Raw genomic sequence first — 14,153 nt, 5'->3', positions numbered from 1 at the left:
TTTTGTCATCGGCTGGGGTGGTTTCATCCGTTGATGAAAGTCAAACCAACAAGACTAATGCTCGTTTTTCTTGAACATGAACAGCAGCGGCCGCCAGACGCGCCGCGCCCAGGCCCGCTCGGAATGCTCGGCCTGGCGGTCGTGAAACCAGTACAAATTCTCGCCGATGCGAAAGCCCTTGTTCTGGAGGGCGCGCAACATGTTTTCGCATCCCGCTTGCAACACGCTGTCCAGCGCCACGCCGCCGTTGTCCAGGTACAGGCGAATGCGCTTGTTGGGGCCGTCATCGTTCTCGACCAGGCGCACCGCGCTGTCATGCGGCGGAGTAAAGGCCGGGGACAGACACGCGGCTTGACCAAAAACCTCCGGATGATTCCACGCCAGCAGGAAGGAAATCAAGCCGCCCATGGAGGAGCCCATCACTGCGGTGTTGCGCGCCTCCGGCAGCGTCCGATAAGTGGCGTCGATGAAGGGCTTCAACTTTTCGATGAGAAAGCGGGCGTAGGCTCTGCCCTTCTCGCTGGCGGAGTACTCTTCGCGCCGGTCGGCGGTGTTGTTCACCGCCACCATGATGATCTCCGTCATCGCGCCGGCAGCCATCAAGCTGTCGGCCACTTCATCAGCCCGCCAATCCACGCCGAGAAAAGAAGTGCGGGGATCAAAGACATTCTGGCCGTCGTGCAAGTAAAGCACCGGATAGCGCTGTTGCGGCGCGTTGGCGTATCCCGGCGGCAACCAAACGATGACATCGCGCGGCCGCAAGCCTTCTCCAGTCATGGCACGATGATAAACCACTGTACCGGTAATTTGGCCCTCGACCGTTTCCTGCAGGTCCTTCCAGCCCGCCACCTCGATGATCACGGTCGTGTCGTTGGTGACTTCCAACACCGAATTCGGCGGCACGACACCGCCGGCATTCACCGCCTCGGTCTGCCAGGAGCCGCGGGTGATTTTGTACTCCAGTCGCACACCGGCATGAAAGGCAAAGGTCCGGCTCCAACTGCCGTCCGGTTGCCCCTCCAATGCGATGCTGTCCGGCCGCCACAAGCCCAGGCGGGGATGATCACCCGCCAAAAAGACCGCGGAAGAATCAGGCATGACTTTGGGGAGGACGCGAAAGGTGACTTGCTTTTGTGAAGGAGAATGCGAGGCCGTACAGCCGGCCAGCAGGCAGAGTGCGAGAATCAAGCTTTTTGAAGGCGGCATGGTGTGAGTGAGAATGAGGTCAGGTTTGTGGTCAATTTCTACTGAGGTTCTTCTGCCGCAAAATGATTATCGACAGCATGATCAAGGAGCTTGGCGAGCAGCGGGCTTTCTCCAGAAAGCGATTCCGGTTGATCCTGAGAATCCTGTCAAAGAATGCTCGCGCCGGTTTGCCGGATCAACAGCAATGGCTATCGTGTTAAGGGCAGCGCAATTACTGAGGAAGATGATTTCGTCATAACAGGCCCAAGAGAGATCAACCTCCTTGTCTTTTCGTCTCCTTGTCTCCTTGTCTCCCTGTCTCCTCAGTCACTGCTCTCGAGTTTCGGAATCTTCCCCAGCACCTGCTCGATGGTCAGGTAGTTGATCTTGCCCACTTGCAGCGCCTGCAATCCTGCTGCGATTTTCGCGCGGTCGCCGACTATGATGATGGCCGTCTTTTCCGGATCAATGTACTTCCTCGCGGCCGCCTCCACTTCGGCCTTGGTCACCGCCAGAATTCTTTGCACATAGTCATTGAAATAAGTGTCGGGCAGACTGTAGGCGACCAGTTCCATCAACTCGCCGGCGATCTGGCCGGTCGTTTGAAAGCTGCTGGGATAGCTCAGGGCAATATAGTTGCGCGCGCGGGTCAGTTCTTCTTCCGGAATATCCGCCAGCATGCCGCGCAGTTCCTTCAGGAACTCGGTCAAAGCCTTGTCGGTGACTTCGGTTTGCACGTTGGCGTAGGCCATGAAGGCCGCGGGCTGCGGCCGCAGGTCGAACTGTGAGCGCGCGCCATAGGTGTAGCCATGCTGCTCGCGCAGATTCTGATTCAGGCGTGAAGTGAAAGAGCCGCCCAGAATGGTGTTGAGCACAGTGAGGGCATAGTAGTCTTCGGTGAAACGCGTTGGCCCGATGCGTCCCAGACGCAGCGCGGATTGTGCCGCGCCGGGCTTGTCGACCAAATAAATCTGGCGCTGTTCGATTTGCTTCACTGCCGGCCAGGCCGGGCCGACGCTCGCCGGCCGCCGGCCCTGCCATTTGCCGAATGCCGCCTCGAGCCGGGGCAGCAATGCTGTGGGATTGATATCGCCAACCACGATCAACGTGGCGTTATCCGGCACCACCAGTTTCTGATAGAACTCGCGGCAATCCTGCACCGTGAAGGAACGCAGGGACTTTTCATCACCGCCGGACATGCGGCCATAGGGATGTTGCTCACCGAACAACACGCGGTTGAAGGCGGCGCCGGCAATGGCATTGGGCTCATCATGCGCCTGCGCCAGGGAAGTGAGGCGTTGCTTGCGCTGGCGCTCGAGCTCTGCGGCCGGAAAGGTCGGCTGCAGCGCCACCTCCGCCATGATGGCGAGTGCCGCTTCCAGCCGCGCTGCCGGCGTGTGCAACGAAATCTGCGCCGTATGCCAGCCGGCGCCGGTTGAAAGACCAGCGCCGAGATAGTCGATCTCGTCGGCGATTTGCAGCGCGTTGCGGCTGCCCGCGCCTTCATCCAGCATGGCAAAGGTCAGGCTCGCCAGTCCGGATTTTCCCGGCGCATCCATCACTGCGCCGGCGTTGATCTGCAGCACAAAATCGACGAGCGGCACCTGATGCTTTTCCATCAATACCACCGGCAAGCCGTTGCTGAGTGTGAAGCGCTGCAAGGGCGGCGTGACGAGCGAGGGCGGCGCCCCCAATGCCGGCGGTTTGCTGCGGTCGGGCGTTTGGGCGAGCAGTGAAGCGCTGGCGAGCAAAAGCATCGCCGCGTGCAGGAGGCGGCGGGCCGCTCGCGAATACTGCGAAGTTCTTTCCAGGCAAGTAAACATGGTCGCGTGGTCCGGATTTTGAGATGAGGTTCGCTGAATCAGTTGCTCTTGGCCGCGGCGGGATTGACCAGCCGCCCGCCCACGCCCAACTCTTGCTTTCCCGCCGGCACAACACTCAGGATGACCCGGGCATCGTTGCGCAGCCAGGTCATCACCGCGCTGCGCAAGTCTTCGGGAGCAATCGCTTTGTAACGCGCCAAGTCTTCGTTGAAATAATCTGGATTACCGGTGCGCATGAAGTAGGAATTCAGCATGTCGGCCTTGCGCGAGACCAGCTCCAAACTGCCGAGAAAGCCGGCCTCGTATTGATTGACGGCGCGTTCCACCTCGCGGCGCTGCGGGGCTTCTGCTTTCAAGCGATCGATTTCCTCCTGCACCACCTTCTCCAATTCGGCCAGCGTGTGGCCGCTGCGCGCGGTGGTGATGATCACGAAGGCGGAGGACAAACTGCCCGAGTTTTGAAAGGCGGTCACCTCCTGCGCGATTTGCAGCTCGTACACCAGCCGCCGGTACAAGCGGGAATTCTTGCCGCCCGCCAGAACATTCGCGACCAGATCCATTTCCGCATCCCCGGGCGCGAACATGGGCGGGGTCAACCACGCCAGGTAGAGCCGCGGCAATTGCACGCGATCTTCCATCACCAGCCGCTTCTCTTCATTGAGAGAGGCGGGCGGCACAGCCTGCGGCGGCGCTTGCGGTCTGCCCTGCACGTCGCTGAACCATTTTTCCACCAGCGGCTTGACGCTGCGGGAATCGAGGTCACCCGCAATCACCAGGCTCGCATTCGCCGGGGTGTAATAGTTCTGGAAGAACTCCACCACGTCTTCATACGATGCCGCGGAGAGATCCTGCATGTACCCGATGGTCGGCCAGTGATAGGGATGATCGGGCGCATAGAGATTCTCGCCCAGCGTGGGAAAAGCCAGGCCGTAGGGCCGGTTCTCATAGCTTTGCCGGCGCTCATTCTTGACCACATCGCGCTGGCCGTCAACTTTTTCGGGCGACATGGCGTCGAGCAGAAAGCCCATGCGGTCGGATTCCAGGAACAGTGCCAATTCGAGCGCGCTGGTGGGGATGTCTTCATAGTAATTCGTGCGGTCGGGCGTGGTCGAGCCGTTATTGTCGCCGCCGGCGGCTTCCAGCCATTCGTCAAAGGCGCCTTCCGGCACGTTTTTCGATCCCTCGAACATGATGTGCTCGAAGAGATGCGCGAAGCCCGTGCGGCCGGGCTTTTCGCTGCCCGAGCCGACATGATACCACACATTCACGCTGATCGTGGGTGTGGTGTGATCCTCGTGCAGAATCACATGCAAGCCATTCGGCAGGACGAAGCGCTCATAGGGAACGCGCAGCGCCGTTTCTTGCGCCCCTGCGCCGGCGGTCAGGAGCAGAAAGGCCAGCAATGCCCGTTTCATCCGCAATCCTTTCAATTGGAACCAAGGGGAGGAAGTGAACGAATCTCGATGGTTTCAGGAGGTGGCGAGAGTGACATGAAATGCAGCCGCTGGTTCGCCAGCAGCCAACGGCCTTCGGCAAAGGGACTCTCCCGCCGCGAAACCAGAAAAATGGCAGGCTGATTCAGAAAACGCTGCAAGCTCAGCCGGGTGGAGAGCAGGCCGATGCGCAAGCGCACGACCAGCCAGGAAGCAATCAGCAAGACGAAACTTTTTTGTGCCACAGACAGGCTCCTCATGTGCGGCGAAAATCTACGCTAAATCCGTGCGGGAAGCAAGGTGATTCCTGCGAACGGCGGCCCTGCTTTCGACTGGCAACGGCAAGGGCTGCTGCGTCATGCCCATGCACCTTCCCAGCCGAGTTCATTGGCCGGTTGCGGCTCCTCGTGCGCGGCGCGCTGCGATTCGCGATAGAGCTGCACCTGGCTGGCATCGAGCGCCAAGCCGAGCGCCTTGCGCCAAAACAGATAGGCTTGCTGCAAGACGAACAGCAGAAAGATGACCAGTGCGCTCGGCGCGGCGAGACTGTCGGCCAGCGGGTTGTAGATTGCCAGGACCAACAGGCCGGTGCAGAAAAACAGCAGAGATAGCGCGAAGGCTCTTGCGAAATTGCGCAGCACGAAGCGCAGGCCCTCGGCCAGAGCAAAGCGCATTTGCCGATCCTCCGCCATCACCACGTGAATGCGGGCATAGTCAAACACCAGTTTGAAAAAAAGCAGACACACATAACTCCAGCCCACCGTCACCCAACCCATCCAGTAGCCGACATTCTCGTAGGGATCGCTGCCGAAGATCACGCGCTTGAGCAGTCCCGGCAGAAACAGCAACAGCAGCAGCGCAAACGCCGGCAAGAGACTCCACGCTGACAGGCGGAGGAAGCGGCCAAAGTATTTGGCGGCACCGCTCCAGAACACGGCCGGCTCATATCTCCGGCCGGCGGCAAAAATCGCGAACGCGCCGCCGGAGAGAAACAGCGACCACAGCGTGTGCAGCAGGAACATCAGCACCAGCAGGCGCTGCAGCGTCGGCAACAGGCTGGGGTTGTTGTGCAGGAACTCGATTGCAAAATCCCAATCCAACCGGCCGGCCAGCAGTGCGCCCATTTCACTGGCACCGATGAATCGGCGCAGGCTCGTCCACATCGGCAGCGTCAAAATCAATCCGAACACCAAACTGGAGAGATAATAGACCAGCACCATGCGCCAGTTGGCGTGAAGCTGTTCGAGTCCGGTTTTGAGGCTCGTTCGAAGCATGGCAGTTTTCCTATCTACTCAATGTGTATCCGAAATCGCAGGCTTCCGACACAAATGTTCTTGCAACGGGTTGGCCGTCGCACGAGAAACCTCAGAGTTCCCACATTGCCCGAAGTCTTGGAAACCTCGGCTCGGCCGAGGTGGGAACATTCACGTGCAGAAATGCTCTGCGCTCGCGCTGCAATCGTCAAAGTCATGCCCGGCACGAAGCCGGCCATTTTCAAAAGATCAAGCCTGAAATCAGATTCAGCACTTCGGGCTGATCCAGAAAAAATTGCATCCAGAATAGCCAGCGCACGGCGAGTTTGTTGACGCCCAGGCGCTCGGGTTCCACCCGGGCGCTGTTGTTGGTGAAATTCATTTCGAGCGCGATCTTGCGATCGGGGTCAACCGCCGCCGCCACGAGTTTGGAGGGCTTGGTGTAGGTGAATTTCTTCCAAAGCTCGCGGCCGTCCCAGGTCTCGCGCACTTTTTCGCCGTTGGCAAAGGTGGCCACGACGTCCACGGGAAACTTGAAATCACCGAGCCGGCGAACGTAAAAGCTGCTTTGGTGAAGCAGGTTCTTGCCGGCGGCATTCACGCTGTCGTCCCCGGCCGCCGAGTCCCCGGACTCGTCCTCGCTGGTGCTGGAATCCACTGGGGTCCTCGCGCGAGAAAAATCAAAGCCTCTCCCCTGGCGTTCCGGTCGTGACACCACACGCTCGACGCTGTAATCGAGCACGGCGTTGGAGAACAAGGCCTGGTCGAAAAACCAGCGCAAATCCCGGCCGGAAACGTCCTGGGCGACACTGATGAAATCCTGTGTGGTGGGATGCTTGAAACGCCAGCGGCTGACATAGGCCCGCATGATTTCCTGCATCTTTTTCCGGCCCAGGTAGTTTTGCAGCGTGATCAGCATCAGGCAGGGTTTGGAATAGGAGTTCGTGCTGTAACTACCGGGATAGTATTCCCAGGCCCGGCGCACGGTTTGATCCAAATCCGCGTTCCAGAGATAATAGACATTGCGGTGCCATTGCTGATTGTTGATCTTGATGCCAAAGAGATCCACGAAATCGCCGGCCGGGCCATAGCGATCATTCATGATTTGCACTTCGGTGAAGGTGTTGATGCCCTCGTCCAGCCAGCTTTCTTCGAATTCATTCGAAGCGACAAGATGATACCAGTAGTTGTGGCCGAATTCGTGAATGATCACGGACTCCACCAGACGCAGGCCGGCGGGCAAGCCGTAATTCGTGCCGGCGGTGATCAAGGTGGGATATTCCATGCCGGCCGCTTGCATGGCCCCGCGCCGGGGATCGACCACGGTGAGATTCGGAAAGGGATAATCGCCGTACCAGTTTTGAAAATATTCCACCGCCGTCTTGGCGGCTTCCAGATGGCGTTGCCCCTGATCGACGTGATCCGGCTGCATCAGCACGCGGAGGTCAACATCCTGCACGCGATCGTTGAACTCGACGAACTCCGGGCTGGTAGTCCAGGCAAAGTCATGCACGTCTTCCGCGCGATAGACATGCGTTTTGGTGCCGTCGCCATTATCGCTGACTTCGATCTCCAGGCCGGTGGCGCCGACAATGTTCGCTGCGGGCACGGTCAGGCGCACGTTGTAAACGCCAAAATCGGCAAAGAACTCCGAATGAGCGTGAAACTGGTGGGTGTTCCACTTGCCGTCGAGGTACACGCCGATCTTGGGGAACCATTGCCCCACGAAGAAGAATTCCTCCTTGGCGCCGGTGCGAGCGAAGGGCGGCTGCGGCAATTTGGCGCTGAAGTCGAACTCCACCACGATCGAATCACCCGGCGCCACCGGCCGGGACAGCGGCACGCGCGCTACGGTTTTGTCGTCAGGATTGCCATCGTCCGGTTGAATGAATTCGAGGCGGCTAGTCAGGTCTTCATTGCGTTCCGGCAGGCGCAGCCGATCGACTTCGATGAAGCCCCAGCCGTCCTCCTCAACCCGAGAGCTGCCGCTTGACTCGCGCATGAAAGTCGAGCGGTCATTGCGGAAGGCATTGAGATAAAGGTGAAACTGCAGCTCGGTTGCGGCACTCTTGGTTTGGTTGTGCCACACCAACCGCTGCTTTCCCTGCAGCTCGCGCTTGTGGGTGTCGAGCTTGACGTCGATGTCGTAGTTGGCAATGCGGGGACTCAGTGGTTGGGGAAATAGAACGCGCTGATTTTCCAACCGTGCGGGCGCGGAGGCCGCGGCCCCCGGTTGGGCCGCAAGGCGCGCGCCGCTCAGCGCGATGAGAGTGAAACACGCGAAATTCCTCACAACCCGTGCGAGGGTCATGCTTCCTCCTCCTCCGAAGAATTTTGGAACCAGTAACCATCCACATGCAGACGCGGGTGCATCATCCGGCGGATTCTCTCAACAAGACTCATTCGTCGGGCGTTGCGCGCGGGTGTGAGCGCTCGGCCTTTTTCCGGGAATGCAGGTTTTTTTCGCGCAAGCGCTGTTCCCGCACGCGTGCGGGCACTTGCGTGGGCTTGCGCGGCTTGGGTTTGCGATTGCGCTTCGCGAGTTTTTCGAGCAGCCGGCGCCAGGCCTCCTCCCGATTCTTGATTTGTGAGCGATGCTCGCGGGCAATCACCACCAGGCCGGTGGGCAGGTGCTTCAGGCGCACGCCGGACTCGGTTTTGTTCTGATGCTGGCCGCCTGGGCCACCCGCGCGAAACGTCGTGATTTCGACTTCCTCACGCAGGCGCGCGCTCACGTGCTGCTTTGTTTTGGTTTTTTCCACGGCAGTTGATCTCGTTTGTCGCTCGCCTCATGCTTTGCGCGGTGACGCAATTGAAGATGACTCGGCTCCGTGCTTCGTACTGCATTTCGCCCCGGCAGTACAATCCGTCTTTGCCATCGAATTCGGCTCGACATTAAAGTCCTGGATCGTTACGCGCTCCCTGCGAGATGACAGGCGGTGATGTTCTCATTCCGAGGACTTCTGTGGATGACTCGGCAACGTGCCGACCTCCGCAGAGGTTCCTTACGGAAGGACAGAGAAAGGAGCGGCCGGCTCTCAACGCCTGCAGATGACGGAATCACATGAAATGGCGCAGGCTCCGGGCTTGAGCTTTTTGTCACCGCATCACCACAAACTTCTGCACCACCTCGTCCCTGCCGGCCTGGCTCTGGGCAATGACTTTGTAGAAGTAGACGCCATTGGCGAGGCGATCGCCGTCCGCATCACGGCCATCCCAAGCAAAACGGTTGAATCCGGCATGCGCCGGGCCTGGCGTCAGGTTCGCAATCAGCCGTCCGGCAACTGTGTAGATTTTGATCGTGACCTGCTGCGCCGGCTGGGTGAGATGGTAAGTGAATTCCGTCTCATTTGCAAACGGATTGGGGTAGTTCATCACCTCGCGCAGATGCAACGTGTCGTCCACGCGCACTTCGATTTGAAACTCCCCGGCGTTCAGCGCAGCATCGCGGGCAGCCACGCGGAGGTTGTGCGCGCCGGCCTGGAGCTGCGGCAGAAACGTGACCGTTGCTTTCGCCTGCGTCCCCGCCGGCGAGCTCGAAAACGCCAGCAGCCCGCTGCTGTAAGCCATGCGTTCGCCGTCGAGATAAACCGAGACGTGCGTGGTATCGCTGATCGGCAAAGCACTGTCATCAAGCACTTCACACACGATTCTGGGTTGTGCGCTCACGTAGTCGCCATTCATGATCACCGCGCCGTCGAAAGTCACTTCCACGCGCGGCGGTTGGGCATCCGTGGTCACAAAAATCTGGCGGGCGGCGAGATTGTTGAACTCGAACGGCTCGGCCAAAACATTCTCGGGATCGACTTCCACGAACAGGGTCACGGCGCCGCGATAACCGGCAGTATTCCAAGTCGAGGCGAACTCGCGCGATTCGTTATCGCGCAAAGTCGCCGTCAGCGTGTTGATCGTACGCTGCGACCGTTCGCTGCCGGGATCGGCATGCGCAAATCGAAGGGTGAGATTTCGCGCACTGCTGACGGCAGGATTGGCGCTCTCGAGCTTGAAACTGAAAACCATCGCGGCGATGGTCACGGCTTCACCTTCCTGCAGCGTGTCGGCGGAGACGCGCAGGAAGTCGGGAGAAACCGCCAAATCCGCCGCGCTCTCAAAACCCACTGACCAGCCGCGCAGCACGGGCGAATCGAGGCCGTCGTCATCGCTGAGCGTGGCCGTCAGCCGCAAGAACGGATACTGCGCCGCCGAAATGCCGGTCAGAGAAAACGCTCCGCCGGTCAACTCGGCGGCCAACGGCTGCCACTCAGTGGAATTGTTTTGGCGGCCGGCCAGAGCGAGTTGCAGCGCCGTGCCGCCGGCGGCCGCGCCCACGGATGCAACATACCATTCCAACTGTTTCCAATTTTGCGCCGGCCCGATTTCCTGGGAATGAAAAACACCGCCATTGAAAAAGGGCATGAACGTTGAATCCACCGCGGCCTCGCCGGTGCCGGCGGGCTTGTGCATTTCCACCGCGGCGCCGGCTGTCAGCCCTTTGGCGCCGATAAGCGCCCACGAGTCGCGCAGCCCAACCTGGCGCGAGCGTTGGCTGCCGATGCTCGCCAGCGCGCGATGGGCGCGCTCCGTCATGCGAAAACTGCCCTCGTCTTGAATGCCGGCCAGCACCAGCGTGCGCGGGGGCAGGCTTTCGATGAAGGCCGCGAGACTGTCGGCAGCCGCGCTCGAGGCAAAAGTGTCGTAGACTCGCGGCGGCGCCAGCAACTGCTGCGTGGCCGGATCAATCGCCGCCACGTTGTGGCCGCGGCGGTCGGCATTGATGAGATTGAAATTCACGATGAGATAGCAATAATTGCCGTCATCGTGCCCCGCGGATTGCACCTGCACATTCAGCGCGCGCGCCGTTTCGCGCGCCAGATCCACGCCCGCGGCCGTGAGATTGGTGTTGAAAAAGATTCCGGATTGCAATTGCTCTCCGATTTGACGCATGCCGGCAAAAGGACTTTGCGCCGCCAGCCAAAACCACTGCGTCTGCCAGACGCTCGGCACGCCGTGATCAAAATTGCGGCTGCGCCAAAAATAAAGGCCATCAGCCAGCGGTGCCGCCACCTGCCACGCGGTTTGCAATTCTCCCAAAGGCAGCAACGCCGACGCCATTTTGCCGGCGCCGGTGAAGCTTGCGCTGGTGTCGATCTCAAACTGTACCTGCTGAGCCGCTGGCGCACTGCCAACCGGATTGTAGACCGCCAGCGTCGGCTGCGGATGATTCACCAACGCCGCCGATCGCGGCGCTGCCGGCATGGCCGTGACGGGCGAGAAATAGATCGCCGCCTCACTGCTGTTGTTGAGTTCGTTGACCTCGGCAATGCGATTTGCCGGATCAACTTCCGCGCGGATTACATACTCACCGCGACGGCCGGCACCGGCCCAGACTGCAGTCAGGCTGTCCGCAAAACCCACCGGCGGCAGCATTGCTTGCGCCAAGACCAGCGTTTGATTCTCACGGCGGTGCATGGCCGTCAAAGTGATCTGCACACTGTCCGAGGTCGCCAAGCCGTAGTTTCGCACCAATAGCTTGATCCTCAGCTCCGCGGTTTGTTCCGTGGGCAACTCCGGTGTCACCGTCAATGCCGAGGGTGCCAGCACCAGATCGGGCTGCTGCGGCAGAGCAAGTTGCGTGGCGGGATCGCCGAGCAAAGTGTATTGATCGATGCTATTGACGTTGTTGGTCGAGCTTCCGAAGGCCTGCCACAGCCGCACTCGCGCCAGCGTGGTGGCGGCGCCCAGGCGGCGCACGCCCTCGCGGCTGAGCGCCATAAACAAACTGTCGAGCAGGACACGATCCTGGAAAATGAAACCCCAGCCGGTTGTTCCCCAAAACGCGGTGGTGCCCCGCTCTGCCGGCCGCAGAAACTCTTCACCAAAACTGGTTTGGTTGGGCGTGGCAAAGCGCGCGGTGTGGCAGGTCATGCTGGCGATGAAAGGATAGCGGTCGCGGTTGCGCAGCTCGCCGAGATCGGCGTTGCCCATCATCAAATCCCAGGTTTGGCTGCCGGCGTGGCCCTGAAAGGTGAGCATGGTTGCGCCGGCCTCCAGGGCCGAGAGAATCTGTGGCTTCAGCTCGCCGATCAAGCGGCCGGGCGTGGTTTTGTAAACGCGCACCGCTTGGCCGCGAATCGGATTGGGCTGAATATGCCGGTTGATCAACGCTTCGGACTGGCTCTGAAACCATTCCTGCTCGAAGCTGTCGGTGCCGCCGTTGAGAAAGATGAACGTCTTGTTCCACTCCGCGAGCGGGGCTGCCTCCTGGGCGATGATCTTGTCGATCACGGCATGCGCCTGCTCGAGGTTTTCAACGGGAACGCGACCGGTGATCAGCTCGGGCAGAAAATCTTCCTCACCGTCAAAACAGGCTAGGCGGCTGTCACTCACTGGATTGCCGAAGGAGGGCACGAAGTCGCGCTTGAAGCTGTCGTTGGCGTTTTGTTTGGGATCCCAACTGGCATCGCCGAAGAAGCAAACCATGGCCGGCCGCGGCGGCTGCCATTGCTGATAAGCATGCTGCAGAAAGCGCCGAATGGCGGCGGGGTGTGCGATGCCGAAGTTGAATTCATCGTAGATGTCTTCCACCGCGATGACGGCAACGGTCAAACCGTCATGGTGCCGGCGATAAGCTGCCAGCCGCTCCGCTGCGGCCAGAAAATCCGCGTGCGTGATGATGAGATACTCGGCGGCATTGCTGCGGGCGCGCCACTGCGAGGGTTGATTCGCGAGAAGGGCTGCCGGCCGTTGCCGCGCTTCCGGTGCCGCGATAAAATATTCGCGGCCGGGCATCACCGTATCCGCAAAAGTCACTACGAACTGGCCGGGCGCCCCGGGCGTAACCGCAAAGCCGGTGAGAAGCTGCGCCTGCGTTCGATCGAACAACAGGATTTCCTCATTGCGCACATTGGTGATTTGGTAACGCGCCAAGCCCTGGCTCACACCTTCAGGCTCGCGAAAATTGAGAAAATGATCCGAGGCCACGTAATTGCGCCAATAGCCGACTTCAAGCCAGTCGAGATAGATTTGATCGTATTGCGCGCCGGTGTCCTGGCGTTCGTGGAGTTCGAAAGAATTCTTGCCCTCCCGCAACAAGCTGCCGGGAAACACTGCACTGAAGAGCACTTCTTCATTGTTGTCGTAGAAGATTTCTCCGATCAAACTGCCATTCAGCCAGAATTGCGAATGATGATCGGGGTTGGCAGGATCCACCGTGACGCCGCGCACGCGGCCGCGCAACGTGCAGGCCGGTGCGCTGGTGGCAACGTTTTGCAGCATCAAGTCGGTTTTGAATACGCTGTTGCCGGGCAGCATTTGCCAAATCCAGGTTTCGCCGGGAATGGCCAGCGTGGCGTAGAGTTGGGCATCATTGTCGCCGTGATAGTACAACCGGTCTTCTTCGAAATGCCGGGTGGAGAGAAAGAATTCGCCCGTTGCGCCGGCGCTCGCGCTCACCGTGCGCGTGGCCATGCGCAGGCCCGGGCCACGGCCGTGCGCCAGCCAGTAGATGTTGGTGTCGGTAAAATCGTCGTAGTAGGAATCCTCGCCCGCTTTGCGCTCGCCGAAAAAGAGCAGCTCCTCGCCTGCTTCAAAGAGCGAGTCGCCATCCTCCTGCAGCAGCAATGGCAGCTCACGACCGCGATGAAAGAGCTGCAGCCGTGCCGGATCGATCGTCGCGGCCGGCCAGCCGGCAGCAGTGAGGTCTTCGAAGGAGAGATGATAAAGGCCGTCGGTTTTGATGGCGAGCTTGAGGGCGCTTGCCTCCCCTGGCAGATCCCATTCCGGCAATGCCGAGGATGGAAGCGAATGGCCGCGCCAATTCCGGCCAATCGCGAAATTCACCAGCGGCGCCAGCACGCCGGTTTCGAATTCGGTGAGCAGAAAGTTCTCCGCCGCAGCGTTTTGCGGTGCGGCGGGAAAGTGTAACGTGACTTGCACCGTGGAGAAAAACTCCAGGCGTTCGCCCACGAGCCGCAGCGGCAGGATTTCCAAACGCGCCAGCCGGAATCCGCGCCACCAAGCTTGCCCGGCCAGCCGAGCTGCCGGTAACGCCGCGGCTTGCGCCTCGCTCAACGCATAACGGACGGCTTCAGTTTCGGTATCGAGGAGAGCCGCGAGCGAAGGCATCGGCCGCTTGTCCGTGAACACGGGGCCGGGCGTGGTGACAACCTCGATCGCCGGATCACCAGCGGGCGGCAAAATGAGCGTGAGACTCTGCACCGGCAATCCCGGCTGATGCTGCACGACAAAGCCGGGCATTGCGATGAGATCAAACTGCTCGCCGGAAATGCTTCGTTGGGAGAATTGCGGCGTGGGAATCGTCACCTGCAGCCGCAGGTGCTGCGCGGAATTTTCCAGCACGGTCAGTTGGGCCTGCAGCGGCGCCGGCAGCGACGCGGCCAGCACGAGGAATTGCCTGGCGAAGATCGCCGCACGCGGAAGGAGGCGGCGACAGCAAGAGC

8 protein-coding genes are annotated in these 14,153 nt (G+C 60.2%); all 8 read right to left on the bottom strand.

What is annotated here, in order from left to right:
• Nucleotides 1–54 precede the first annotated feature (54 nt).
• The 8 genes from L6R21_26585 to L6R21_26550 all read right to left on the bottom strand — a co-directional run bounded on the left by L6R21_26585 (nt 55) and on the right by L6R21_26550 (nt 14,097).
• Nucleotides 55–1,188 carry a histidine kinase gene (locus L6R21_26585; GenBank protein MCK6562775.1) on the bottom strand — a complete coding sequence of 378 codons (1,134 nt, stop codon included), beginning with the start codon at nt 1,186–1,188 and terminating at the stop codon, nt 55–57.
• A 320-nt stretch (nt 1,189–1,508) separates the two neighbouring features.
• Nucleotides 1,509–2,942, bottom strand: coding sequence for an insulinase family protein (locus L6R21_26580; GenBank protein ID MCK6562774.1), 1,434 nt, complete (start codon nt 2,940–2,942; stop codon nt 1,509–1,511).
• Between the two features lie 104 nt (nt 2,943–3,046).
• Complete coding sequence (locus L6R21_26575; GenBank protein ID MCK6562773.1) at nt 3,047–4,423, bottom strand: insulinase family protein; 1,377 nt, start codon at nt 4,421–4,423, stop codon at nt 3,047–3,049.
• Between the two features lie 11 nt (nt 4,424–4,434).
• Entirely contained in the window at nt 4,435–4,686 is a 252-nt protein-coding gene (locus L6R21_26570) for a hypothetical protein (GenBank protein MCK6562772.1), read from the bottom strand.
• Nucleotides 4,687–4,797: 111 nt separating this feature from the next.
• Entirely contained in the window at nt 4,798–5,715 is a 918-nt protein-coding gene (locus tag L6R21_26565; GenBank protein MCK6562771.1) for a hypothetical protein, read from the bottom strand.
• A gap of 220 nt (nt 5,716–5,935) precedes the next feature.
• Nucleotides 5,936–8,005, bottom strand: a complete 2,070-nt coding sequence (locus L6R21_26560) for a M1 family metallopeptidase (protein ID MCK6562770.1) — start codon at nt 8,003–8,005, stop codon at nt 5,936–5,938.
• An 88-nt stretch (nt 8,006–8,093) separates the two neighbouring features.
• Nucleotides 8,094–8,456: a peptide chain release factor-like protein gene (locus L6R21_26555; GenBank protein MCK6562769.1), complete on the bottom strand. Its 363-nt coding sequence runs from the start codon at nt 8,454–8,456 to the stop codon at nt 8,094–8,096.
• A gap of 337 nt (nt 8,457–8,793) precedes the next feature.
• On the bottom strand, nt 8,794–14,097 hold the full coding sequence (locus L6R21_26550) for a C25 family cysteine peptidase (GenBank protein ID MCK6562768.1): 5,304 nt from the start codon (nt 14,095–14,097) through the stop codon (nt 8,794–8,796).
• Nucleotides 14,098–14,153 lie beyond the last annotated feature (56 nt).

The sequence above is a fragment of the bacterium genome, assembly GCA_023150945.1.
GTDB lineage: Bacteria > Zhuqueibacterota > Zhuqueibacteria > Zhuqueibacterales > Zhuqueibacteraceae > Coneutiohabitans.
This window is presented reverse-complemented; position numbering and strand designations above follow the sequence as displayed.

Excerpts from the sequence above, each read along its gene's own strand:
- L6R21_26580 (MCK6562774.1), bottom strand. The coding sequence starts at position 2,942 with ATGCTTTTGCTCGCCAGCGCTTCACTGCTCGCCCAAACGCCCGACCGC.
- L6R21_26575 (MCK6562773.1), bottom strand. The coding sequence starts at position 4,423 with ATGAAACGGGCATTGCTGGCCTTTCTGCTCCTGACCGCCGGCGCAGGG.
- L6R21_26565 (MCK6562771.1), bottom strand. The coding sequence starts at position 5,715 with ATGCTTCGAACGAGCCTCAAAACCGGACTCGAACAGCTTCACGCCAAC.
- L6R21_26560 (MCK6562770.1), bottom strand. The coding sequence starts at position 8,005 with ATGACCCTCGCACGGGTTGTGAGGAATTTCGCGTGTTTCACTCTCATC.